Origin of the sequence: Arthrobacter sp. E44 (assembly GCF_041877125.1) — a bacterium.
Taxonomy (GTDB): Bacteria; Actinomycetota; Actinomycetes; order Actinomycetales; family Micrococcaceae; genus Arthrobacter.
On record NZ_JBHDJA010000002.1, the window covers coordinates 36518 to 59349 of the forward strand.

The window sequence follows — 22832 nt, forward strand, 5'->3', positions numbered from 1 at the left end:
GTCACCAGCTCGCCCCGGGATGCTCGCGGGCCAGCACCTGCATCTCCGCAAGGATGTAGCCCAGGTACTCCGAGTGCCGGCCCTGCCGGCCGCCGCCGGGGGCTGCGGGCACGTCCGGGACCTCCAGCTCGGCTTCCCTGAGGACGTCCGCGACCAGGCGGTCAAAGTCCTCCCTCAGGCTTGAAGGGGCGACGGCGGCACCCACCTGGGCGAGGCGCTGCGTCAGGTCATCCTCCTGGAACAGTTCGTTGACGTACGGCCACATGGTGCGCAGGCCGTGGATCATCCTGGTGCGCGACTCCTCCGTGCCGCCGGCCAGGCGCAGGACCCACTGGGTGCTGTGGTCGCGGTGGTAGTCCACTTCCTTCACGGCCTTGGCTGCGATGGCGGCCAGGGTGGCGTCCGTGGATTCGGTGAGGTGGCGGTAGAGCTCGTACTGGTAGTAGCTCACCACGAACTGGCGGGCAATGGTGGCCGCGAAGTCGCCGTTGGGCTGCTCGAACAGCTGGACGCTGCGGAACTCGTGCTCGCGGCGGAAGTACGCCAGGTCATCCTCGGACTTGGCCGTGCCGTCCTCATTGGGCATGCCGGCGCCGGCGTAGGTGAGGAAGCTGCGGGCGTGGCCCAGCTGGTCCAGGGCGATGTTGCCCAGGGCGATGTCCTCCTCCAGCTCCGGTGCGCGGGAGATCCAGTGACCCAAGCGCTGCGCGAGGATGAGGGCGTCGTCGCCGAGCCTCAGGGCGTACTCTGCGACGTCCTCGCTTGGCTTGGCCAGGCCGGTCTTGACCTCCAGGGCGATGTCCTCCGGGCGGAGGGCGTTGCCAGGGGTGATACGGGTGGCGGAGGCGTTGGAGTCGCCGCCGGCGACGCCGGTGGAGATGTCGCCGTGGCCTGTGGTTTCTGTTGCTTCGGGGGCCTGGGGGCTCACAGGTGCTTCACCCCTTCGCTCTTGGTGTAGTAGGTCGCGTGCCGGTAGTCCTTGCCCTGTGGCGACTCGAAGAAGGAGCCCTTGGAGTCGGGGTCGCTGGCGGCGATGGCGTCGGCCGGGACAACCCAGATGGAGACGCCCTCGTTGCGGCGGGTGTAGAGGTCGCGGGCGTTGCGGAGGGCCATGGCGGCGTCCGGGGCGTGCAGGGATCCGGCGTGGACGTGGCTCAGGCCGCGGCTGGAGCGGACGAAGACCTCCCAGAGGCCCCAAGTGGAGCGGTCGTGGTGGTTGACTGCCGGAGCTGCCTGAACGGTAGGGGCCTTGGCTTCGGAGGGCTCAACCACCGGGCTGGCCTTGGGGGCTTCGCGGTTGATCTCGGTGGCCGAGCTGGCCGGGGTTTCGGGGTTGCCGTGCGGGCTCATGCTGCGTGTTCCTTCTGCATCTTTGCTGACTGTTTTGCTGCGTAAGCCGCGGCTGCTTCCCTGACCCAGGCGCCGTCGTCGTGCGCTGCCCTCCGGCGCTCAAGGCGCTGGGCGTTGCAGGGGCCGCGGCCGGCCAGGACTTCCTGGAACTCGTGCCAGTCCAGGGGGCCGTGCTCCCACTTCCTGGTGTCCTCGTTGAAGCGGACCTGGTCATCGGGGAGGGTGAGGCCCAGGACCCGGACCTGCTCCACCATCATGCCGACGAAGCGGCTGCGGAGCTCGTCATTGCTGAACCGCTTGATGTTCCAGGCCATGGACTGCTTGGAGTTGGGTGAATCGTCATCCGGCGGGCCGAACATCATCAGGGCCGGGGCGTACCAGCGGTTCACGGCGTCCTGGGCCATCTGCTTCTGCTCCGGGGTGCCGTTGGAGAGTTCCAGCAGGATCTCGAAGCCCTGGCGCTGGTGGAACGACTCTTCCTTGCAGATGCGGACCATCGCGCGGCCGTAGGGACCGTACGACGCGCGGCACAGCGGGACCTGGTTGCAGATGGCTGCGCCGTCCACCAGCCAGCCGATGGCGCCCATGTCCGCCCAGGTGAGGGCCGGGTAGTTGAAGATGCTGGAGTAGCGGGCCTTGCCGGCGATGAGGTCGTCCATCATCTTGTCCCGGCTCTGGCCCAGGGTTTCGGCGGCAGAGTAGAGGTAGAGCCCGTGGCCGGCCTCATCCTGGACCTTGGCCATGAGGATGGCCTTGCGCTTCAGGCTCGGCGCGCGGGAGATCCAGTTTGCCTCCGGCTGCATGCCGATGATTTCCGAGTGTGCGTGCTGGCTCACCTGGCGCAGCAGGGTCTTGCGGTAGGCGGCGGGCATCCAGTCGCGGGGCTCGATGCGCGAGTCCTCGGCGATGATTCGGTCGAAGTGGGCCTGGCCTGCCGCATCCTCTTCCGGGGTTAGCTCAGCCGGCACTGACTGCAAGTTCTGCGCTGCCATGGTTGCTCCTATGCAAAGACCTGATGGGCGGCTCGGAATTATTTACCGACCGTTCGTTCAGGATATGCGTGCGCGCCGGAACTCGTCAAGCGTGCCGCCCCTCTTTCGACGCCCGCTCACCTTTGGCACCCTTTCCCCCAACGCCCGCTCACGTCTGACAGCCTTTCCTCCCACGCCCGCTCACTCCCGGCGCGGCTCGGCTGAATGCGGGCTCACTGCTGAGGCCGCCGGGAACAGTTCTGCGAGCGCTCACAAGGGGACTTTCAGCCCTATAGCCGGCCCCGGAACGCTTGTCATCCTTGTAGAGGTGCTGTCCGGGTCCCCAGTTTTCGGGGCCGGATCGGCGGACTTGAGGAGGAGCCGGGAGAGCTTCCAGCCTGCAGGACCGGATGCAGAGCTTGGGCGGGCAATGTATGGGTGAGGAGTTGACGCGTGGTAACCGTGGAGGAATACAGGGCAGTGCACGGCAGTGGGCCGGCCAGCCGGAAAGACCTGGCAGCCGAGCTTGGCGATGGAGGATGCAACGTCATCAGGAACAGCGGCGGAGTGGTCGGCCGGTGGGGCTCCTGGGAGGTAGCGAGCCGGGCCCTGAATGAACTGCAGAAGCTTGGGTTCGGGTTCGAGTACCGGTTGGAGGAGTCCCATCAGTGGGTGGTCGAAACCGAGTTGAGAACCAGTTGCTCGGTCTGCGGTATGTCACGGGGGATCCCTGCGTTGGCCGGCGGGATCATGGGCATTGAATGGTCATGATTCATCGGCTGGCCTTTCTCCTGTAGGCCTGCAGTTTGCCGTTCCTTGCGGAGCGGACCTTTGGCCCTGCCCGCGTGCAGGGTGTTGCGGGATGATGTGGTGAGGATTCTTCCGAAACGGGGCGGCCATTTGAAATGGGATGGCCGGGGAGGGCATGAGCCGATAAGAGCATCGTCATGGATACATCAGCAACACCACAGGATGGGGTTCGGTCTGGGGCACTGCCCGTCCGGGTGTTCATCGTCAGCGACCATGAGTTGGTCCGGCAAGGGCTGCGGGACTTGCTGGAGCATGGAGGATTCCAGGTGGTGGGTGAAGGCGCCTCGGCTGCGGAAACCTACCGCTTGATCCCGGACCTGGATCCGGACATCGCTGTCCTGGACGAGCGCCTGCCGGACTCTACGGGCATTGAGGTCTGCCGTCACCTGCGCTCTACCGCACCGTCGGTGAGATGCCTGATACTGACCGGTTGGGACGAACAGCACGGGGTCAGGGCAGCCGTGCTGGCGGGCGCGTCAGGGTACGCCATGAAGCGGGTCGGGGGCATCGGGGACTTTCTCAACGATGTCCGCGCGATAGCAGCCGGCCGTCCGCTGTTGGAGCCAGAGATCCGGGAAAGGGTTGCCGAGAGCCTCTCCGCAACTGCTGGGGTCCACTGGCTGGAGGCCATGACTTTTGAGGAGCGCAACGTCTTTGCGCTCATGACCCGCGGCATGACCAACAGGCAAATCGAACTGCATATGACGGTTTCCCAGGAGACGGTCGTCCGCTGCGTGTCTTCGGTGTTGCAGAAACTGGGCTTCAGCCGGCGGGACAAACTCGCTCCCCCGGCTGCTACGGGTCAAAGCGTCTGAGAAGTCTTGGTTGAGCCGCCCGACCTCAGCCCGGTGCAGATCCTGGCAGCACCTACTATGGGGCTGTGGGTACCGTCCAGGTGATACTGGTCCCCTCGCCGGGGGCGCTGTCGATGGTGCAGGTCCCTCCCAGGCGGGCGGCACGGTTTTGCATGTTGTCCAGCCCGCTCGTCCGATCGGGATTCTGGAAGCCGCAGCCGTGGTCCCGGACTGTGAGGACCACCTCGCCGTCCCGGGCTGCCACCAGGACCTGGATGTCCTCAGACCCTGAGTGCCGCACGGCGTTGCTGACGCTTTCGTGCAGCACCGGCAGCAGTTGTTCGGCTACCTCGTAGTCCACGGCGTCATCGACAGGCCCGGAAAGCTGAATCCTGGGGAGGAACCCGCCAGCATTGGCCGCTTCCTGAACAGCTCGCAGGACCCGGCCCCTGAGCAGCTCTTGATCGGCTTCTCCGGTTTGGAGGGCGTAGATCGTGTCGCGGAGCTGGTGGATGCAGTCGTCCAGTTCCGTGGTGATGCCGGCGACTCGCCGTTCATGCGCTGCCGGATCCGAGGTGTAGCGGCGCAGGCCCTGGATGCTCAGTCCTGCGGCGAAGAGCCGCTGGATGACCAAGTCGTGCAGGTCCCGGGCAATCCGTTCCCGGTCGATGAACAAGGCGTGTTCTTCCCGCAGCCGGTTAGCCTTCAAAAGGTCAAGGGTGAGCCCGATCCGGGAAGCGAACACACAGCTCTGCTCAAGGTCCACGTCTGTGTACCGGGCGGTGCCGGCGGATCTTGCCAGAATCAGCACACTGTCGCGCTGGCCGTCGCTGTCACTGGCCAAGGCAGCCACCAGGACAGGGCCGAGCTTTTCCGCTGACACGTCGTCGAAAACCTGCCGCGGGTCCCGCAGGACCTGGGATTGCCCCGTGGCAAGAACCTCCGAAAACACCGGGCCTGCGGGAAGTTCCTGCCCGGCCGGCATGGACTGTACGCCCAGGGCCGTCCGGCACCGCAGGCTGCCGTCACCCGCCAGCGAAGCGATGACCGCCAACGCCGAAGAGGACGCGTGCAATGCCCGTTCAGCAATCATCTCCAGATTTTCTGTTTCCGAGCGCGGCTGGCTCTTCAGCCGGTCGCTGACCTCCATACCTGCTTCCAGCCAGCGTTGGCGGCTGTTGCTGTCCTCATACAACCGCGCGTTCTGGATCGCCACGCCCGCAGCGGAGGCCAGGGCCACCGCCAGATCCTCGTCCTCGGCGGTGAATTCGTGGCCCTCGATCTTTTCCGTCAGGGCCAGGATCCCGAACACTTCATCCCGTACCCGCACCGGAACGCCCAGGAAGGTCCGCATGGGCGGGAGTCCCGGCAGGCAGTCCGCCGCGGCAGCATGCTCGCCAAGATTATTGAGGCGGAGCGGTCTGGGCTCACGGATCAGCTGCCCCAGCAACCCATGGCCGGTGGGAAGATCACCGATGAGACGGGCACCGTCTTCATCAATGCCGACGGTGATAGTGCTCAGCTGCTGGTCATCGCCGATGACGCCCAGCGCCCCGTACTGCGCCCCGACAAGCTCACACGCTGACTGCACCACCCGGTCCAGCACGGCCTCAAGGCTGAGGTTTTCGCTGAGGGACACGACCGCGCCGAGGAGCCCTTCAACATGTTCCTGGGCCCGGACAAGCTCATCAGCCCGCTCAACAAACTCCCGCAGGAGGTTCCGGGTCCGCTGCTTAATAGGTTCACGCCACATGAAAGCACCTCGGTCCAAGACCAACGTCGTTCCATGGCGGGCTGCATCGCCTCGGAAAAGAATATCTGCAGCAGCCCCAGCGTCTACCCAACAACTCTACCAACCCCAGCCACCATTGGACCCCGGAACTCGTGGGGCCTTTTGTCCCTGTTGGTACCGCAGCAGCGGAACGTCTACTGGAAGTCCACCAAACTGAAAGGCCAAGAATATGGCGCGTGGATTCGAAGTCAGCACGGATCATTTGGACTCCCCCCGTTTCCGGCTTCTAACCCCGGACGGTCACGCACTGGAAGTCTCCGGCCATTACCAGGACACATCCGCCGCGCCGGCCTCCGAGGCTGACGCTGACGGTATGGGCTTGGGCGACATGTCTGCTGCTGGTGTCCGCGACCAGGACGGGGCAGACCAGGTCCGCGTCCGGCGGCTCACTGTCGCTGATCCACCGCCCAGCGTTCAGTCAGCCATGGGGGCCGGTCAAACACGTCATGCACCGTCCGCCGCCCACCCGGCCAAAGCCTTGGAGGAAAGCCTCATGGCAAGCGAGAACATCAACGATGCACTTTCGGCCGTGGTGACACTGGTGGATTTCACTGCCTCAACCGGTGACGGCACCTCGTGCAGCATCACGCTCCTCACCCCGAAGAAAACGCCCGTCCACGCCTGCAACGGAGGATTGGCCGCCCAGGTTATCGACTTGCAGGAGCGGCTCGAGGAAGGACCTGCACTCACAGCCATCACCGGCCGCCGGACCATCATCATGCGCAGCACGTCCTTTGACAACCGCTGGCCCAAGTTCACACCGTCCGCAGCGGCATGCGGTATCGGCTCCGTACTGGCCGTACCCATTGCCGTCGACGAGGGGTCGGCAGCGGTATTGACGTTCTCCACCCAGGCGCCCGGCGGCCTCCAGTACGGTGACATCGTCGCCGCTGAAGACTTCGCCGACCGGATCAGCGGCCCCCTGCGTTCGGCCCTGCTCATCGCAGAACTGAAGGAAACCGTCGAGCAACTGTATGCAGCCCTGTCCCACCGCACCGTCATCGACATTGCCTTAGGGATCCTGATCGGCCAAAACCACTGCGACCACGAAACCGCCTTCGGGATTCTTCGCCGCGCCTCCAGCAACCGGAACATCAAAGTACGGGACCTCGCGGCAGCAATAGTGGCCTCCGCCTCAGGCGGCAGCGAACCACCGGTGCACTTCCAAACCTGACGCCGACCAGAACCCACCGCTCGTCCTCCCCGTTGATCCGCGGCCCACCCCGTCGGTCAGGCCGACCTGGCTCCCTTGGCGGCCCTTTGAGCGGGGGCATCGGGGCGCGCTGCGTAGACAGCAGCCTGGGTGCGTCGTTCGAAGCCAAGCTTGGCAAGCACGGAGGAGACGTAGTTCTTCACTGTTTTCTCAGCCAGTCGCATCTCCTGACCGATCTCCCGGTTGGTCATTCCCTGACCGATAAACTCCAGGACCTTCCGTTCCTGCACGCTCAGACCGGAAAACCTCGGATTCACCCGGGCCTCCTCACCCAACCCATGGAGGACCCGCTCCTCAACACCAGGCCCGAAAGTCTTCTCCCCGGCAGCCACCCTCCGGATGCCGTTTATCAGATCGTGGTTGCCAATCTCCTTCAGAACATAGCCTGCTGCCCCCGCCAGGACCGCGCCCCGCAGGGCCTGCTCGTCGTCAAAACTCGTCAAGATCAGGCAACGAATTTCCGGATCGATCCCCCGAACGTCCCGGCAAACCTCGATGCCCGTCCCGTCGGCGAGCCTGCCATCAAGGACAGCCACATCCGGCCGCAAAGCAGGGATGCGGCGCGAGGCCTCCACCGCCGACCCCGACTCCCCCACTACTTCCATCCCCTCGCCCTCGACCAGGTCCCTCAAACCCCGCCTGACGAGTTCATGGTCATCCAGGATAAAAACCCGAAGCGGACGCCCGTCTTTGTAATCCTTTACCTCTGGCATAGTGTCCTCATCCCCCAACTTCCCCGATGTCAACATTGGCCACCTGCGGCACAAATGCACCACCACCACAGTCGCCGCAACAAACGAAAACGAATAGGGCCGAAAGTCCGTCTACCCCCGAATGGAAATCCACTGATCACGCCCCGCTGCACTTTCGACGCGGATGTTCATTCCAGGGGCGGACATTCCCATGCGCGGCCCAAATACGGGGTGCGAAAAGGAATCTGCGCAGCGGAAATGAGTTTGCGCGTCGCCGCCACGCCGCGCGCGAAAGGCCCGGGCCGCCGTCGTACCCCTGCCCACAGCCAGGAACCAGCACTTCTTAAGCCTTTCTTAAAGCCCGCGGAGGAGAGTGGAATGACAGGCCGAACAGCGGCCCCCACGCCACGCCCCCAAGGAAGACATGCACGGATCAACCCACAACGACCGACCGCACCAGCACACCTCGCCCACGGCACCCCCGGCCGTCGGCACCCAGTTCAGGGCACTCCCCCAGCCCCGGCACTGGCTGCCGGTGGGCATCGTGCTGTGCGCCGCCGTCGTGGTGCTGGGCCTGACCGTGCAACTGGTCCCCGGCGACACAACCGCGGAACTGGGTGTCGACCAAAACCTCAGCCTGCACCACGTCGCCGTACTGACCGCCGTGGCGATGGGGATCAACCTGCTGTTCGGCCCGGTGGTCGGCCTGGCCCTCATCGCGGTTGCCGCCCTGGGCATCTGGCTGTTCCGGCGCGACCTGGTGACCGCCGTCGCCTTCGGGCTCACCGCATGCTCGGGCTGGGTGGCGAGCGAGGCCTTCAAGCTCCTGTTCGCCCGGCAGCGGCCCAACCCTGCGATGCTGTTCGACCCCCTGGCCCCGGAGACCGGATCCAACAGTTTCCCCAGCGGGCACGTCAGCTTCGCCGTGGCCCTGGCCTTCGCGCTGTACTTCCTGGCCCGCGGAACCCGCTGGGCCCGGCCGGTTGCGGTGGCAGGCGCGGCCATGGCGCTCATCGTCGCCTGGTCCCGGCTGTACGTGGGGGTCCACTACCCCACCGACGTCGCAGCCTCCTTCTTTGCCGCGAGCGCCGCAGTGGTCCTGCTCGCCGGGCTCTGGAACCGCTTCGCCCCAGCCCTGATGGAACGCCTGCCGGCCACCGTCCTCCGCCCCTTCGGCCGGGCGTAGGGAGCATTCATGCACAGCCTCCTGATACCCCTGGCAGCAACCGCCGGTTCGCCGTCGCTGCTTGATCCCGCCGGCCTGCTGGAGGGCTTCGGCCCGGCCGCACTGGGCGTCATCGCCGCGATGGTGTTCATCGAATCCGGCGTCCTGTTCCCCTTCCTGCCCGGCGACTCCCTCCTCTTTACCGCGGGCCTCCTGCACCAGCAGCTGAACCTGGCGCTGCCCCTGCTGATCGGCGTGATCACCGCGGCCGCGATCGGCGGCGACCAGGTGGGGTACCTGCTGGGGCGCAAGTTCGGCCGCCGCTGGTTCAAGGACGATGCCCGCATCCTCAAAACCGCCCACCTGACCGTCACGGAAGAGTTCTTCCGCCGCCATGGAGGCGCCGCCGTCGTACTGGCCCGTTTTGTGCCCATGGTGCGCACCTTCGCGCCGGTCACCGCAGGAATTGCCCGGTACGAATACAAGGCGTTCACGCTCTGGAACATGGCGGGGGCCCTGGCGTGGGCGACGTCGGTGACCCTCCTGGGCACGTGGCTGGGACACTACGAGATCATCGCCAACAACATCGACATCATTGCCGTGGTGATGGTCCTGGCCTCCGTGGTGCCGTGGATTGTGGAATATATGAAGCGCCGCCGGAAGAACAGGCTCGCCGCATCCGAAGAACCTGTTGATGAAGGTGTCGAGGCGGCTGCGGAAGAATAGGCGGCATGACAACAGGTGAGGGGCCGGCCCTGCTGCTGGTGGAGGACGATCCAGTCCTGGGTCCGCTGATTGCCGAACTGCTGGAGCCGGACTTCACGGTGCGGCTCGCGGCGAACGGGCAGGAGGGCCTGCATCTGGGGCTGACGCAGCCGTGGGACGTGATGGTGATCGACCGCGGCCTGCCCGTCATGGACGGCATCAGCGTCATCACCGCCCTGCGGGCCAAGGGCATCGGCACCCCCATCCTGATCCTCACCGCGCTGGGCGACACCGACGAGAAGGTCCGCGGCCTGGACGCCGGCGCCAACGACTACCTGGCAAAACCGTTCGACGGCGGCGAGCTGGCTGCGCGCCTGCGTGCACTGACGCGCACCTACGGTCCGCCCGCGAGGCAGGGTCCGCACGGTGGCCCGGTGGGCATCGGCAGCTGGGAATTCCATCCGGCGTCGCGCTCTGTCCGTTCCCTGTACGGCGGTCTGGTGACGCTGACCGCGAAGGAGGCCGAGGTGCTGGCCGCGCTGGCGGCAGAACCTGACCGGGTGTTCACCAGGGATGAACTGCTCGCCGCGCACTTCCAGGAGACGGACCAGCCCGGCGTGATCGACACCTACGTCCACCACCTGCGCCGCAAGATCGACAGGGCCGTGATCCGCACCGTCCACGGCGTGGGCTACCAGATCGGCGAACCCTCATGACTGCACCCGTTCCTTCCGGGCCGCGCACCTCTGCTGCTGCCTCCGGCGACCCGGACCGGGAGATCCTGCGCCGCGCGTCGCTGAAGGTGGCACTGCGGATCAGCGCCGGGGTTGCCGCCCTGGTGCTCATCCTCCTGGCCGCCGCCACCGCCTTCCTCATGTACAAGCTCGCCCACCCGGTCCAGCCCGCCTCTGCCTCGGGAAAGCCGTACACCTACCTGGATTCCAGGGACCTGATTGAGGGGATGATCCTGGCCGGCCTTGCGGGCGTGGTGCTGGCCGGGGTGGTGGGCTGGCTCAGTGCGCGCAGCGCCATCCGGCCGCTGGGTGAGGCGCTGGCCCGGCAGCGGCGGTTCGTCCAGGACGCCAGCCACGAACTGCGCACCCCGCTGGCCATCCTGGACACCCGCATCCAGCTGGCCCAGAGGAAGACCGAACCGGGCTCGGAACCTTCGCTGGCCCTGGCGAAGATCCGGGAGGACGCGTCCACGCTGACCGGGATCGTGAACGAGCTGCTCCTGGCCGCCACTGCGTCGGCGCCCGTGCCGGAACTTGAGCCGGTGGACGTGGCTTTGGCTGCCGAGTCCGCCGCCGGGAGCCTTCAGGACCTTGCCCGGCAACAGGGCGTCCGTTTAACGTTCGACGGCGGCGGGCCGGCTTTGGTGCGGATCGATCCCAGTTCGTTCCGGCGGGCGGTGCTGGCCCTGGCGGACAACGCGCTGGGGCATACCCCGGCTGGCGGGAGCATCAGCATTACGGTTTCGGCCGAGGGTTCGCGGGCGCTGGTGCGGGTAACCGACACGGGATCCGGCATCAGCGGGGTGGACCCGGATCGGATTTTCGACCGCTTTGTCCGCGCCGCCGGACCCCCTGGATCCGAGGGGCGGCGGAGCTTCGGGATCGGGCTGGCCCTGGTCCGCGAGATTGCCTCCGCGGCCGGGGGCACCGTGAAGGTGGCCCGCACCGGCCCGGACGGGACCACCATGGAACTGTCGTTGCCCCTGGCGCCGGCCTGACTGCGGGCTTCTTCGTTTTCGACCCGCAAATGCACTATCGACGCGGACGTTCCCTTTCGCGGCCCACATTCGGGCCGCGAAAGGGAACATGCGCGTCGGAGCCGGGGTGGTGGCCAGGCGGCATCGTCGGCGGGACTGCGGGCTTTCCTGCGGGAATCCCTATTGCTCCCCGGGTGAGGGCTCAATAGATTGGTCTCACCCCGGCATGGGCAGCCGGGCGGGCGCATCAAGCAGTGGGGCGCCGTTGGAGGGAGGACCTTATGCCGGCACGAAAGCGGGCCGCATCGATTTTTCTGGCCCTGCTGGTGTGTGCCGGGCTTGCGGGGTGCGAGTCGAAACCGCCGGCCCCCGACAATCCAAAGGAAACAGACGCACGGTCAGTGCACTTTACTGCTGCCGGCGACACCGGCATCGAGGACGGCGCCAGGGCCGTGCTCGACAAAATCAAGGAACTCTCGCCCGACTTCAACCTCCACCTCGGTGACATGTCCTACTCCGACGTTCCAGAGCAGCAGTTCTGCGACATGGTGACCGGAAAGCTGGGAACCGACTTTCCGTACCAGCTGGTTGCCGGCAACCATGAAAGCGACGGCCTGCAGGGCAATATCGAGAAGTTCGCGCAGTGCCTGCCGAACAAGCTGCCGGGCCTCCAGGGTGAATACGCCAAACAGTGGTACGTGGACCTGCCCCAGGAAAACCCCTTGATGCGGCTGATCCTGGTGTCCCCCGGAATTCCCTTTGACGGCGGGGACGAGCTGGACTATTCGGAGGGCAGCGAACGCCGGCAGTGGACAGAAAGCGCCATCGACGGTGCCCGTGACGCGAAGATCCCCTGGACGGTTGTTGGGATGCATACCCCCTGTTTCACCATCGGACGCTACAGCTGTGACGCCGGCCGGGAGCTGACCGAGATGCTGATCAAGAAAAAGGTGGACCTGGTCCTGAACGGCCACGAACACGTCTATCAGCGGACCAACCAGCTGGCCAACAGCGTCAGCTGCCGCCAGATGTCGACCAAGCGGGACTGCATGGCTGATACGGATGACTCCCTCGCCAAAGGCAAGGGCACGGTATTTGTCACGTCAGGCCTGGGCGGCAGGAACATCAGGCCCATCAACACCAAGGATGAAGAGAAACCGTACTTCACGGCATGGTCCGGCAGCAACGTGGATCCGGCGCTGGGAACCCTGGACATCCGGCTGACCGAATCCCGCATGGACGTGAAGTTCGTGCCGGCCGAGGGATACAGCTTCACGGATTCGTTCAGCATCACCAAGTGACCTGGTTCGCCCAGTACCCCGGGCAGGCCTGACGGCGGACCCCCACGGGAGCTCCGCCGTCGTGCCTTCCATGTTGGCGCTGGTGCGCCCCTACGCCGCTCTCCGCTTCGGGGTGGTCCGGGTCTCCGGAACGGAGGTCTCGGCCTCGGTGGCGGGAGGCGTTTCGCCGCCGGCGCGGCCCGGAGGCGTGGACTCTGCCAGGCGGGCCTTGGCGTCCAGGACGTCACCGATGAACCAGTCGTAGAGCAGCACGCCGATCACGCCGCCGACGATCGGGCCGACGATGGGCACCCAGAAGTACCAGCTGAACGCCCCGTCCACTGTGCCAGGCAGCGCCGTTTGGCCCCATCCGGCCATCCACGCGAAAAGCCGCGGGCCGAAATCACGGGCCGGGTTGATGGCATAGCCGGCGTTGGCGCCAAGGGAGATGCCGATGGCGGCGACCGCGAGCCCGATCATGAACGGGCCCAGGTTCGCCTGGACGGCGGTGTTGCGCATGTCGATGATGGCCACGACGAACATCACCAGGAACGCCGTGCCCACGATCTGGTCAACCAGCGGGCCGACGGCGTTTCCGTTGAAGTAGGGCGCCGGGAACGTGGCGAAAATTGAGTAGGTGGCCAGGCCCTTCGCGTCGCCGCGGCCGGTGCCCACGGCGGTGTTGTAGGCGTCAATCGCGTTGTAGTACAGCAGGTACACCAACGCCGCCCCTGCAAAAGCACCCACCACCTGGGCCACGATGTACGGGCCCACTTTGCGCCACGGGAATTTGCGGCGGACTGCAAAGGCAATCGTCACGGCCGGGTTGATGTGGGCGCCGCTGACGCCGCCGGCCACGTAGACGGCCAACGCCACGGCAAGGGCCCATCCCCAGGCTATGAGCAGCCAGTCGCCCGCCGCCATGAAGATGGTTGTTGATGTCTGGGCACGGCCCGATCCCGGCAACGCCGCGACCGCCATGGCCACGACGCCGTCGCCGAACGCGATCAGCACGAACGTGCCCAGGAACTCCGCAAGCAGCTCGCCCCAGGTCCCACCCAACCGCTTGAGTCCGCTGCCATTGCGGACCGCATTTCTCAGTGGACTTACATCACTCATCGCAGTACCTTCTTTGCGATTTTCTAGGTTTATGGCCTCACTTCAGGACCAATTGACAATGCGAGCACTTCTATGCTACGCCGAAAGTATCCCTAGGCAACAGACCGACGGTCACCCCTACCGGGCGGCACTTCTGACGCCAGCACCGCCGCCTTGTTTGAGCGGGCGCGGAGCCGGATTCCGCCAGGGAAGAGACACCCCGGACAGGTCCAGGTTGCCGTTGCAGGGACGTGGAGTTCGTTCGGAAAGGCAAGACCATGAACGACAGCAGCATCGAAAACACCCCAACTGCGGATGAGACACCGGAGGAACGGGAGCTGCGCGGACGGTACGTCAAAGGCGACTTTGGCAAAGCCGGTGCACAGCGCGGCCGCCATGCCGAAGACGAAGAGGGCCAGTACGTCGAAGGGGACTACGGCGGGGCGGGCGCCGAAGCCGGACTGCCCGAACCCCTGGGCGACAGGACCGTGGGAGCCGGCCGCTACGTGAAGGCCGACTACGGCGAGGCCGGGCCCGTCCCCGGCAGGACCGCAGCGTCCGAGACCGGCCGGTACCCGGAAGGAGACTACGGGAAGGGCGGCACTGTGGATCCCACGCGCAAGCCGGGCGGAGCCCAGGACCCGCGTGCGGAGCGGTAGCCGCCCGACCCGGCCACAGCGGCCTGCCCACCTGCACACGGCGGGCAGGCCGCTCTGGTGCGGGCCGGCGTCGTGCGTTCCTGCTGAAGCCTTGGCCCGCTCCAGTGCTCGACGTGCGGGTGCATTTTCGACGCACGTGCTCACTTGCGCGGCGCACATATGGGCCGCGGAAAGGAACGTGCGCAGCGGAAACGCGGATGCGCGTCGCCGGTGACGGAGGCTAACTGGCTGCCCCGCCCGCGCCGGCGCTTTTCCACATAGCCTCAGAAGCCCCTTCTTGGCAGCGGCCCCTGGGGGCAGCGTGGGGATATGACCAACCTCCCGCCGTTCCTGCTGTCACGGGACCGCATTTTGCACGGGCTCAACGCCCACGCTCTGGCCAAGCGCGTGCGGTCCGGCGCCCTGGTGCGGATCAGGCACGGCGTGTATGTGGACGGGCCCACGTGGCGGGCCATGAGGCCCTGGGAACAGTACCGCGTCCGGGTCCAGGCCGCCGGGGAGACCTTTGAAAAGCCCACCATTTTCGCCCGGCATTCCTCGGCCAGCGTGTGGGACATCCCGTTCATCGGGCAGAACCACCCCGTGCAGGCCCTCACGTTGAAGAACGACGGCGGGAGGTCACGTGCCGGAGTCACCCGCCACTTCGCTGCGCGTGAGGGTTTGGAAGTGGTGAAGCTGGAGGGGCTCCTGGTCACCGGACGCGTCCGGACTGTTCTGGATCTGGCCGCTTTCAGCCCCTTCACCGAAGCCATAGCGCCGCTGGACCACGTGCTGCGGCAGGACCTGGGCCGTCAATTGCATGCCCTGGCCAAGGCCGAACTGGAGGCAGGCATTGGTGGGCTTTACTCCGCGGCGGCGGCGCGCAGGATCCGGACCGCCATCGCCTTTGCCGATCCCGCATCCGCTTCAGCAGGCGAGTCCTGGAGCCGCGCGCTGATCCACGTGGCCGGCTTCGAACCCCCGATCCTCCAGCAGCGCTTCACGGACGCCGGCGGACTGGTGGGGTACTCGGACTTCTACTGGAAGGACTCAAGGGTCATTGGGGAGTTCGACGGCGAAGAGAAGTACGTCAAACCCGAGTTCCTCAAGGGCCGGACCACATCCGAGGCCGTTCTCGCTGAGAAGAACCGCGAAAACCGGCTTCGTTCGTTGGGATTCCGCGTGGAGCGGTGGGACTGGGCGGACCTCGCTGCGGCTGGAACGCTGGAACGGAAACTTGCGGCGGCAGGCGTGGCCCGGCGTCGTACGCGTTCCGCTGTTTTCGACGCGCAAAACTTCCCATGACACGATCCCTCCAAGGCGCGGCGCTTATTTGGAGTGCGCTCAGGAATTTGCGCGTCGGGCCGGAACTTGAGCAGCGGAAATGAGGATGCGCGTCGCTCGGGGGTGGATGGAACCCTCGCCCTGCCGCAAAATAGGCAGTAGGCTTACTATCTTGCAGCTGGGCGCATGCAGTGCCTGATGACCAGAACCCTATTTGGCGGTTTGAGCGCGTAAAAGGAGTCCCATCATGAAAGCTCTTGTATGGCACGGCGAAGGCGACATCCGCCTGGACAACGTGGACGATCCCACCATCCTCGATCCGAACGACGCCATTGTCCGCATCACCCGCAGCGCCATCTGCGGCACCGACTTGCACTTCATCCGCGGCACCATGTCCGGCATGAAGGAAGGCACCATCCTGGGCCATGAAGCCGTGGGAGAGGTGACGGCCGTGGGCAAGGCCGTGCGGCGGTTCGCGCCCGGGGACCGCGTGATTGTCTCCTCGACCATGTCCTGCGGCGTGTGCTGGCAGTGCCGGGCCGGACATACTGCGCAGTGCGATGTTGCCAACCCGAACGGCCCGCAGGCGGGGACGTGCTTCTTCGGCGGACCGGAGACCACCGGCCCCATCAACGGGCTGCAGGCGGAGTACGCGCGGATTCCGTGGGCCTCGAACACCCTGACCCGGCTGCCGGACAATGTCAGCGACGAACAGGCCATCCTGCTTTCGGACATCTTCCCCACGGCCTGGTTCGGCGCGCAGCTGGCCGGCATCCAGCGCGGCGACACGGTGGCCGTGTATGGCGCGGGCATTGTGGGGCAGCTGGCAATCGCGTCCGCGTTCCGGCAGGGTGCGTCGCGGGTGTTCGCCGTGGACGGGATCGAGACCCGGCTGGTCCAGGCGCTCGACCAGAACGCAGATGTCATCAATTTCAACAGCGAGGACCCCGCGGAGGCCCTGCAGGAGGCGACGCAGGGAATCGGCGTGGACGCGGTGATCGATGCCGTTGGCGTGGATGCGCAGCGGCCCTGGGCCGGGCCCGCGGCGGCCAAAGGCGAGGAGCAGGCGGAGCAGTTCGCGCAGGAAGTGGCCGAGGTTGCCCCGTCCACCAATGTGCAGGGCGACAACTGGGTGCCGGGGAACGCGCCGTCGCAGGTTTCGCAGTGGAGCATCGAGACCGTGCGGAAGTACGGCCGCATCGGGATCATTGGCGTGTACAGCCCGGCGATGATGACCTATCCCATTGGCCAGGCCATGAACAAGAATCTGACCATCCGGATGGGCAACTGCGACCACCGATCGGTCACGCCGCCGCTGGTGGACCTGGTGGCCTCCGGTGTCTTCGACCCCACCACATTCATCACCCAGCACGAACCGATCAGCGACGTGGTGGACGCCTACCTGAACTTCGACCGGCGCGAGGAAGGCTGGCTGAAGACGGTGCTGACCACCGCATAGCCTCCCCCTGCACCACCGGCGGTCCGCTCCTTTTGGCGCTGGCCGCCGCCGTGTTTCCCCTGCCGGGCATTTCTGCGGGAAATCGTTGCGCTGACGTCCGGTTGCGGGGGACGATCTTAGGCGTCAACACATTGGCGTGTCTCCCTGGCGGGGCCCGGACAAGGCAAGGGTGGGAAACCGTGACGAAACAAGTCCCTGATGCAGACGGGGCACGGCCGTCGATGCTGGCTCTCGCGGAGGTTTTCAAGGCCGCGGCCCATCCGGTGAGGGCGCAGGTCCTGGACACGCTGTCCCATGGCGGGTCTTCCATCCCGGAACTCTGCGCGGCTACCGGCGAGAAGGCCTCGCACCTGTCGCGCCACCTGGCCCAACTGCGGAGCCAGCGGCTGATCGAGTGCCAGCGCTCCGAGGGGCGGCTGATGTACCGGCTCGCTAGCCCTGAGGTGGCGAACCTGCTTGCCGCCGCACGCTCCGTGCTGCAGGCGCAGGTGGCGGCTGCCGTGGTCCGCGCGAACTACACACCGAGGCGGACGCATAACGTTGCCACACCTATGCCGGCGCCGCCTGGCGTCCCTGGTACCACCCCGGCAACCTTTTCCGACGAGCAGTTTGCGGAGCTGGAACATACCCTGGCATCGCGGGCGGTGATTGCTGACGCGTGCGAAGCAATAGCTGCGCGATGCGGCTTTACCTTGGACGAGGCGGCGAAGCACCTCATCATGACGGCGCGCAACGCCAACCTCACTCTTCGGGCAGCGGCCGCCCAGGAGCTGCAGAACGCGCAGCACGGGACCGGATCCTGATCCCCGATCTCCATGTCCTCCCCATCCATCCGATACTAAGGTCCCTTGACCTTGCAGCGGAGCGAGGGCCACACTTCTAGCAGAATTGACGAAAACGTCTATCCGTCAATTCTCTGGCCGGCCACCCGGTCCAAGGAAGCCAGCAGGAAGCCCGGGGGCACCGCTCTCCCCGTTATTGGGGGGTTCCTGGTGTGGATTGGATGGGGAGGGGACAGGCTGCCCTTTCCCCATCCACTTCCGGCCGTCAATACTGGCGATTTTGGCGGCAGGCGTCCCTATTCGCCGACGGTCTCCTGAAGGACCTCCCGTGCCACATCATGCAGTGGCGTACTCTCGCCCCGGGAGCGGGCCAGCAGGACCGCCAACGCTTCCTGCGAGGTGAGATTCAGCCGCTCAATCAGGATGCCCTGGGCCTGGGCGATCATGTCCCTGTTAGTCAAGGCCTCGGCTAGCTCGTCAGTCATCCGCTGCGCAGCCGCCCGGTCCCGCACATGGCCCAGCAGGACCGCGGCCGGGGCAGCGAGCCGCTCGATCAGGAACACCGAGTTGTCGTCGAACGCCAGCGGGACGGGTGAATAGACTTTCAGGGCACCGATCGGCCTTCCCTCAGGCGTCAGCGGCGCGCTGAGGACCGACCGCAGCGGAAAGCCGGCAACTGCCGCCGTCCACTCCGGCCAGCGGGTTTCCCTCCATGTGTCCTGGATGATGACGGCGCGCTGCCCGGCCCAGGCGCTCAGGCATGGCCCCTGGCCCAGTTCATACTGCAACTTGTCCGCCTGGAGCACCAGACTGTCTGTGGCACCTATGGTTTCGCCGCGGCCGTCGGCGCTGATCAGGGAGACCCCCGCGCCCGCAGCGTGCGGAATCACGTCCCGCAGCGCAGACGCCAGGGACTGCACGGCCCTTGAAGCATCCTCCGCGGAGAGGAGGCCGGTGACCATCCGTCCGGTGAGTCCGGCAGGCTCATAGGCCGGTGGAAGCAAATAATTCATGGCTTGGCACCTTGTCATGGCTGGGCAGCAGGGGCTGCCGAAGGTTTCGACAATATTTTGCTACCGCCTGCCCTGCCGGCGAAAGAGCGCCCACAGATACGTCCATTTGAGTTAGGTTAGCCTCACCTTATACGGTTCTTCGGTGATGACAGAGACAAAGCTCACCGGCGTTCCGTTTGCCGCCGACCTTGCCCGCTTCGGAGACCGTCCCGCCGTGAGCACGGGAAGCCTGTCCCTAAGCTACGCGGAACTGGCCCTCCGCGTGGAGGAATTTGCCAGGACGTTGGGGCACGGCCGGCGGCTCATTGCGCTGGAGGCCGGGAACACCCTGCCGTCTGTGGTGGCCTACCTGGCGGCCTTGTCCTCGGGCAATCCCCTGCTGGTCCTTCCAAGCGGCGAGTCCGCCGCAAATGCGCTGATAACTGCCTACGATCCGGACATCGTAGTCCGGACATCCCACCCCGGTGACGTGGCCATGGACGTGCGCCGGGAGCAGACCTCCCACGACCTGCACCCCGATCTGGCCCTGCTCCTCAGCACGTCCGGATCCACCGGCTCCCCCAAGTTGGTCCGCCTTTCCGCGGACAACATCCAGGCCAACGCCGCGGCAATCGCTGAATACCTGCAGCTGCAACCGGCCGACAAAGCTGCCACCACCCTTCCGCTCTCCTACTGCTACGGGATGAGTGTGGTGAACAGCCACCTTCTGGCGGGCGCGTCCCTGGCGCTGACGGACCTCTCGGTTGTGGACCCCTGTTTCTGGGACCTGGTCCGCACCGGTAACGTGACCTCATTCGCCGCCGTACCGTACACCTTCGACCTCCTGGACCGCGTGGGATTCCGGGACATGGACCTGCCGAACCTGCGCTACATCACCCAGGCCGGCGGACGGCTGGCACCGGAGCGGGTGCGCTGGTACGCCGACCTGGGCCGGCGGAAGGGGTGGGACCTGTTCGTGATGTACGGCCAGACCGAGGCCACGGCGCGGATGGCATACCTGCCGCCGGAGCAGGCCGTGGTGCATCCCGAGTCCATCGGCGTACCCATCCCGGGCGGCTCCTTCCGGCTGGAGCCGGTCGCCGGGCTGGACGCCGATGAACTGGTGTATTCCGGCCCCAACGTGATGCTGGGGTACGCCGAACGGCCGGAGGACCTCGGCCTGGGCCGGGTCCTGACCGAACTGCGCACGGGCGACCTGGCCAGGCGAGCGCCCGAGGGGCTGTACCAGATTGTTGGCAGGCGCAGCCGCTTCCTGAAAATTGCCGGGCTCCGCGTGGACCTGGGACACGTGGAGCGGATTCTGACGGACCTCGGTGTCACGGCGGCCGCCGCCGGTTCCGACGCCGCGGTGACTGCCGCCGTCGAAGGCGACCACGACCTCCCCCTGCTCGCCAAAACCCTGGCGCAGGACCTGGGCCTGCCGCGCGCCGCCGTCGGACTTCACCGCGTCGAAGCCATACCGCGCCTTGGCAACGGAAAGCCCGACTATCCGGCCGTCCTCGCCCTCGGCCGTGGTGAAGAAGCGCACGACGGCGGCACTGCAGTTCCCGGCGCGGGCTCCACTGATGTGCCGCGCATCTTCGCGGAGGTGCTTGAAGTGGACCGCGTCGCCGACACCGATACGTTCGTATCCCTGGGCGGCGACTCCCTGTCCTATGTGGCGGCGTCTGTCCGGCTGGAGCATGCACTCGGGTACCTTCCCGAAGGCTGGCACCTGATGCCTGTCTGCGAACTGACGCCTGCGCCGCACGTGGCACCGGCTGCCGCGCCCGCCGGCAAACCTGCGGGGACCCGGGTTCACCGGGTGCAGCGCCCGTTGCTTGCACCAATGGAGACGGGAATCGTGCTCCGTGCGGTGGCGATCATTGCCATCGTCTCCACGCACATCGGGTTCTTCCACTGGCAGGGCACCGCGCATGTGCTCATGGCCGTGGCGGGGTACAACTTCGCGCGGTTCCAGCTGGCCGGGGAGCGTGGTGCGCGGTTCCGGCGGCACCTGCGCAGCATCGCCCGGATCGCCGTGCCCAGCATCGCCGTCATCGGGTTCGCCTTCGCCGTCACGGACAAATACGCCTGGCACAACGTAGTCCTGCTCAATCCGCTGCTGGGCCCTGAAGGATGGAGTGACTACTCGCGGTTCTGGTTCGTGGAGATTCTGGTCCACATCCTCCTTGGCCTTTCCCTGCTGCTGGCGATACCGGCCGCTGACCGGGTGGTGCGGCGCTGGCCGTGGGCGTTCGGCGTGGTTCTGGTTGCCGTTGACCTGCCCCTGCTTTATGGCCTGGTGGACAGCCGCTACCCGGGCCAGGGTCCGGTGCTGTGGCTGTTCGGACTGGGCTGGGCGGCCGCCGCCTCCCGCACCCAGTGGGAGCGGATCGCGGTGACGGGTCTTGCCTTCCTCACGGTTCCCGCGTCCTTCGACAACCCCTACCGCAGCGCCACCATCCTCGCCGGCTGCCTGGTCCTGCTCTGGCTTCCCACGCTGCGGGTTCCCCGCGGACTGCGCCGGGTCACGGCGCTGCTGGCCAGCGCATCGCTGTACATTTACGTCACGCACTGGCTGGTGTACCCCCTGTTCGACTCCGCTGATGTCTTCGAACCCCTGGCCAAAGGCCTCGCGGTACTGGCCTCCCTGGCCTGCGGGGTCCTGTACTGGGCGGCGGCAACACGCGCCATGGGCCTGGGGGAACGGTGGCTGAAGGGGCGCCCGGGGAGTCTGCGTGGACGCCCAGCGGCGGTGCGTTCCGGCGGCAGGTGAGCCGCCGTCGTCGTACCTTTTTCGAGCCGTATTGCTGTACGCGGTGAAGGAGCAGCAAAGTAGTAGGCATGGAAGACGTCACCGGGACCATCGAGCTCTCCGGGGAGCTGCTGCACCTCAAGTGGGGGCACGGGGATGTGGTCACGGAACGCGATGCTGTGGCGCTGATGGAGCGCACCAAAGAGCTTAGCGGCGGCCGCGCCCTGCCGCTGCTGGTGGAAATAACCGGCGTGGAGTGGATTGACCAGGGGGCGCTAAAGGCCTTTGCCGGTACCTGGCCCCTGACGCGTGCCGCCGTGGTGGGCACCTCCCCCGTGGACCAGACCCTTGCCAGCTTCTACACCGGCAGGCACAAGCCGGTGCACCCCACCCGGTACTTCACGTCCATGGATGAGGCGATGGCGTGGCTGGAGGAGGGCGGATGATTTCGCCTGGCGCCGGGCATTCAGGAGCGGCAAGGAACCTGCGCATCGAAACCAATTGCTTGGCTTCGGGAGGCCTGTTCCTTGTTGACAGGAATGCGCAGGACTATGTTGGAGCTACTCCGGGCCTTACTGGGAAGGCCACAGCTGGCAGGTCTCCGCAGAGGTATCTCATGAGTTACGTGCCGGTCAGCCGACGCACCATCAGGAGGCATCGGGAATCCGAACGGTCCACCCGGCGCCTGGTTGTAGCCCTTGCCGCAGCGGCTGTGGTGGCCTGGCTGCTGTCCGTCAGCTTGTCACCCATGGTCTATGTCGATGGATACGTCCATGCCGTCGACCTCGTGGTGCACGACCTATGCCTTGTTGTGGCTTGTGGCGCCATCATCCTGGTCGACTGGCATGGTTTTCTGTGGTTGACCGGCCGGCGCGGACTTGGCGAGATCATTCGACTGGACGGGGCTGCGACGCCGCTCATCTGGGGCGGTCTTGCCGGGCTGCTCGCCACCGGTGCGTTCCTGAGCCCACATCTGGAAAACCCCATGACCGACGTCAAGCTCGCTGCGGTTCTTGTCCTCAGCCTGAACGGGATCATGCTTGTCCCCCTTATGCGGCGGCTCGCCCGGCTGCCGGCCGACACCACCTTCACGGACTTGTCCCCTGGCCAGCGGGTGCACTTGCTGGCCTGCCTGGCCGTGTCACAGCTGTGATGGTGGACAGCAATCATTATTGGGTTCATCAACGCTGAGTCCTGAAGCCGCAAGCCTGGCCCGCATAGTGACGCGCAGAAGCACCCGCGACGCGCATATTCCTTTTCGCGGCCCGCATATGGGCTGCGCAAAGGAATATGCGCCTCGAAACGGAATATGGGCCTCGCAAACGAATACGCGCAGAA

At 66.1% G+C, this 22832-nt stretch carries 22 protein-coding genes; 15 read left to right on the forward strand and 7 right to left on the reverse strand.

Going from position 1 to position 22832, the window contains the following annotated elements; genetic code table 11:
* Position 1: 1 nt before the first annotated feature.
* From paaC to paaA, 3 genes are read right to left on the reverse strand one after another with little or no spacing between them, the layout of a single operon-like run.
* A complete protein-coding gene (gene paaC, locus ACETK3_RS02245) occupies positions 2–928 on the reverse strand; it encodes a 1,2-phenylacetyl-CoA epoxidase subunit PaaC (RefSeq protein WP_373992450.1) in 927 nt (308 codons plus the stop codon).
* The gene (paaB, locus tag ACETK3_RS02250; RefSeq protein WP_373992451.1) at positions 925–1350 is read right to left on the reverse strand and encodes a 1,2-phenylacetyl-CoA epoxidase subunit PaaB; all 426 of its coding nucleotides are present in this window, start codon (positions 1348–1350) and stop codon (positions 925–927) included. The genes paaC and paaB overlap by 4 nt, the downstream gene beginning before the upstream one ends.
* Entirely contained in the window at positions 1347–2342 is a 996-nt protein-coding gene (paaA, locus tag ACETK3_RS02255; protein WP_373992452.1) for a 1,2-phenylacetyl-CoA epoxidase subunit PaaA, read from the reverse strand. Before paaA ends, paaB begins: the two co-directional genes overlap by 4 nt.
* A 432-nt stretch (positions 2343–2774) precedes the next feature.
* Between paaA and ACETK3_RS02260 the strand changes: the two genes are divergently transcribed.
* Positions 2775–3092 carry a hypothetical protein gene (locus ACETK3_RS02260; RefSeq protein WP_373992453.1) on the forward strand — a complete coding sequence of 106 codons (318 nt, stop codon included), beginning with the start codon at positions 2775–2777 and terminating at the stop codon, positions 3090–3092.
* A 176-nt stretch (positions 3093–3268) separates the two neighbouring features.
* The gene (locus ACETK3_RS02265) at positions 3269–3946 is read left to right on the forward strand and encodes a response regulator (RefSeq protein ID WP_373992454.1); all 678 of its coding nucleotides are present in this window, start codon (positions 3269–3271) and stop codon (positions 3944–3946) included.
* A 55-nt stretch (positions 3947–4001) separates the two neighbouring features.
* Here ACETK3_RS02265 and ACETK3_RS02270 read toward each other — a convergent pair whose 3' ends face one another.
* Positions 4002–5678 (reverse strand): GAF domain-containing sensor histidine kinase, encoded by a 1677-nt coding sequence (locus ACETK3_RS02270; RefSeq protein WP_373992455.1) that lies wholly within the window; start codon positions 5676–5678, stop codon positions 4002–4004.
* 208 nt (positions 5679–5886) lie between these two features.
* On the opposite strand from ACETK3_RS02270, the gene ACETK3_RS02275 reads away from it, so the two are divergent.
* Positions 5887–6891 carry an ANTAR domain-containing protein gene (locus tag ACETK3_RS02275; protein ID WP_373992456.1) on the forward strand — a complete coding sequence of 335 codons (1005 nt, stop codon included), beginning with the start codon at positions 5887–5889 and terminating at the stop codon, positions 6889–6891.
* 56 nt (positions 6892–6947) lie between these two features.
* Here the strand turns inward: ACETK3_RS02275 and ACETK3_RS02280 are convergent, their stop codons facing one another.
* Positions 6948–7643, reverse strand: coding sequence for a response regulator transcription factor (locus ACETK3_RS02280; RefSeq protein ID WP_237428792.1), 696 nt, complete (start codon positions 7641–7643; stop codon positions 6948–6950).
* A gap of 403 nt (positions 7644–8046) precedes the next feature.
* Here ACETK3_RS02280 and ACETK3_RS02285 point away from each other — a divergent pair, with 403 nt between their 5' ends.
* The 5 genes from ACETK3_RS02285 (at position 8047) to ACETK3_RS02305 (ending at position 12504) form a co-directional block, all read left to right on the forward strand.
* The gene (locus ACETK3_RS02285; RefSeq protein WP_237428793.1) at positions 8047–8808 is read left to right on the forward strand and encodes a phosphatase PAP2 family protein; all 762 of its coding nucleotides are present in this window, start codon (positions 8047–8049) and stop codon (positions 8806–8808) included.
* 9 nt (positions 8809–8817) lie between these two features.
* Complete coding sequence (locus ACETK3_RS02290; RefSeq protein WP_373992457.1) at positions 8818–9513, forward strand: DedA family protein; 696 nt, start codon at positions 8818–8820, stop codon at positions 9511–9513.
* Between the two features lie 5 nt (positions 9514–9518).
* Positions 9519–10208, forward strand: coding sequence for a response regulator transcription factor (locus ACETK3_RS02295; RefSeq protein ID WP_373992458.1), 690 nt, complete (start codon positions 9519–9521; stop codon positions 10206–10208).
* A complete protein-coding gene (locus tag ACETK3_RS02300; RefSeq protein WP_373992459.1) occupies positions 10205–11224 on the forward strand; it encodes a sensor histidine kinase in 1020 nt (339 codons plus the stop codon). Before ACETK3_RS02295 ends, ACETK3_RS02300 begins: the two co-directional genes overlap by 4 nt.
* 380 nt (positions 11225–11604) lie before the next feature.
* Positions 11605–12504: a metallophosphoesterase gene (locus ACETK3_RS02305; RefSeq protein ID WP_236799378.1), complete on the forward strand. Its 900-nt coding sequence runs from the start codon at positions 11605–11607 to the stop codon at positions 12502–12504.
* Between the two features lie 90 nt (positions 12505–12594).
* Here the strand turns inward: ACETK3_RS02305 and ACETK3_RS02310 are convergent, their stop codons facing one another.
* On the reverse strand, positions 12595–13602 hold the full coding sequence (locus ACETK3_RS02310) for an MIP/aquaporin family protein (RefSeq protein WP_237428797.1): 1008 nt from the start codon (positions 13600–13602) through the stop codon (positions 12595–12597).
* Between the two features lie 257 nt (positions 13603–13859).
* On the opposite strand from ACETK3_RS02310, the gene ACETK3_RS02315 reads away from it, so the two are divergent.
* The 4 genes from ACETK3_RS02315 to ACETK3_RS02330 all read left to right on the forward strand — a co-directional run bounded on the left by ACETK3_RS02315 (position 13860) and on the right by ACETK3_RS02330 (position 17765).
* Positions 13860–14240, forward strand: a complete 381-nt coding sequence (locus tag ACETK3_RS02315; RefSeq protein ID WP_236799380.1) for a hypothetical protein — start codon at positions 13860–13862, stop codon at positions 14238–14240.
* A 309-nt stretch (positions 14241–14549) separates the two neighbouring features.
* A complete protein-coding gene (locus ACETK3_RS02320; protein WP_373992460.1) occupies positions 14550–15524 on the forward strand; it encodes a hypothetical protein in 975 nt (324 codons plus the stop codon).
* Between the two features lie 226 nt (positions 15525–15750).
* A complete protein-coding gene (locus ACETK3_RS02325; RefSeq protein WP_236799382.1) occupies positions 15751–16962 on the forward strand; it encodes an alcohol dehydrogenase catalytic domain-containing protein in 1212 nt (403 codons plus the stop codon).
* 179 nt (positions 16963–17141) lie between these two features.
* The gene (locus tag ACETK3_RS02330; protein WP_236820330.1) at positions 17142–17765 is read left to right on the forward strand and encodes a metalloregulator ArsR/SmtB family transcription factor; all 624 of its coding nucleotides are present in this window, start codon (positions 17142–17144) and stop codon (positions 17763–17765) included.
* Between the two features lie 275 nt (positions 17766–18040).
* Here ACETK3_RS02330 and ACETK3_RS02335 read toward each other — a convergent pair whose 3' ends face one another.
* Positions 18041–18757, reverse strand: a complete 717-nt coding sequence (locus tag ACETK3_RS02335) for a GAF and ANTAR domain-containing protein (RefSeq protein ID WP_236799384.1) — start codon at positions 18755–18757, stop codon at positions 18041–18043.
* A 145-nt stretch (positions 18758–18902) separates the two neighbouring features.
* On the opposite strand from ACETK3_RS02335, the gene ACETK3_RS02340 reads away from it, so the two are divergent.
* From ACETK3_RS02340 to ACETK3_RS02350, 3 genes are all read left to right on the forward strand, one after another.
* On the forward strand, positions 18903–21515 hold the full coding sequence (locus ACETK3_RS02340; protein WP_373992541.1) for an AMP-binding protein: 2613 nt from the start codon (positions 18903–18905) through the stop codon (positions 21513–21515).
* Positions 21516–21583: 68 nt separating this feature from the next.
* On the forward strand, positions 21584–21940 hold the full coding sequence (locus tag ACETK3_RS02345) for an STAS/SEC14 domain-containing protein (protein WP_373992461.1): 357 nt from the start codon (positions 21584–21586) through the stop codon (positions 21938–21940).
* Between the two features lie 170 nt (positions 21941–22110).
* Positions 22111–22647 (forward strand): hypothetical protein, encoded by a 537-nt coding sequence (locus ACETK3_RS02350; protein ID WP_373992462.1) that lies wholly within the window; start codon positions 22111–22113, stop codon positions 22645–22647.
* The last annotated feature ends 185 nt before the right edge of the window (positions 22648–22832 follow it).

Coding starts and splice junctions, on each gene's coding strand:
- ACETK3_RS02280 (WP_237428792.1), bottom strand. CDS start 7,643: ATGCCAGAGGTAAAGGATTACAAAGACGGGCGTCCGCTTCGGGTTTTT.
- ACETK3_RS02335 (WP_236799384.1), bottom strand. CDS start 18,757: ATGAATTATTTGCTTCCACCGGCCTATGAGCCTGCCGGACTCACCGGA.
- ACETK3_RS02300 (WP_373992459.1), top strand. CDS start 10,205: ATGACTGCACCCGTTCCTTCCGGGCCGCGCACCTCTGCTGCTGCCTCC.
- ACETK3_RS02285 (WP_237428793.1), top strand. CDS start 8,047: ATGCACGGATCAACCCACAACGACCGACCGCACCAGCACACCTCGCCC.
- paaA (WP_373992452.1), bottom strand. CDS start 2,342: ATGGCAGCGCAGAACTTGCAGTCAGTGCCGGCTGAGCTAACCCCGGAA.
- ACETK3_RS02270 (WP_373992455.1), bottom strand. CDS start 5,678: ATGTGGCGTGAACCTATTAAGCAGCGGACCCGGAACCTCCTGCGGGAG.
- ACETK3_RS02340 (WP_373992541.1), top strand. CDS start 18,903: ATGACAGAGACAAAGCTCACCGGCGTTCCGTTTGCCGCCGACCTTGCC.
- ACETK3_RS02320 (WP_373992460.1), top strand. CDS start 14,550: ATGACCAACCTCCCGCCGTTCCTGCTGTCACGGGACCGCATTTTGCAC.
- ACETK3_RS02315 (WP_236799380.1), top strand. CDS start 13,860: ATGAACGACAGCAGCATCGAAAACACCCCAACTGCGGATGAGACACCG.
- ACETK3_RS02290 (WP_373992457.1), top strand. CDS start 8,818: ATGCACAGCCTCCTGATACCCCTGGCAGCAACCGCCGGTTCGCCGTCG.
- ACETK3_RS02345 (WP_373992461.1), top strand. CDS start 21,584: ATGGAAGACGTCACCGGGACCATCGAGCTCTCCGGGGAGCTGCTGCAC.
- ACETK3_RS02265 (WP_373992454.1), top strand. CDS start 3,269: ATGGATACATCAGCAACACCACAGGATGGGGTTCGGTCTGGGGCACTG.
- ACETK3_RS02310 (WP_237428797.1), bottom strand. CDS start 13,602: ATGAGTGATGTAAGTCCACTGAGAAATGCGGTCCGCAATGGCAGCGGA.
- ACETK3_RS02275 (WP_373992456.1), top strand. CDS start 5,887: ATGGCGCGTGGATTCGAAGTCAGCACGGATCATTTGGACTCCCCCCGT.
- ACETK3_RS02350 (WP_373992462.1), top strand. CDS start 22,111: ATGAGTTACGTGCCGGTCAGCCGACGCACCATCAGGAGGCATCGGGAA.
- ACETK3_RS02325 (WP_236799382.1), top strand. CDS start 15,751: ATGAAAGCTCTTGTATGGCACGGCGAAGGCGACATCCGCCTGGACAAC.
- ACETK3_RS02295 (WP_373992458.1), top strand. CDS start 9,519: ATGACAACAGGTGAGGGGCCGGCCCTGCTGCTGGTGGAGGACGATCCA.
- paaB (WP_373992451.1), bottom strand. CDS start 1,350: ATGAGCCCGCACGGCAACCCCGAAACCCCGGCCAGCTCGGCCACCGAG.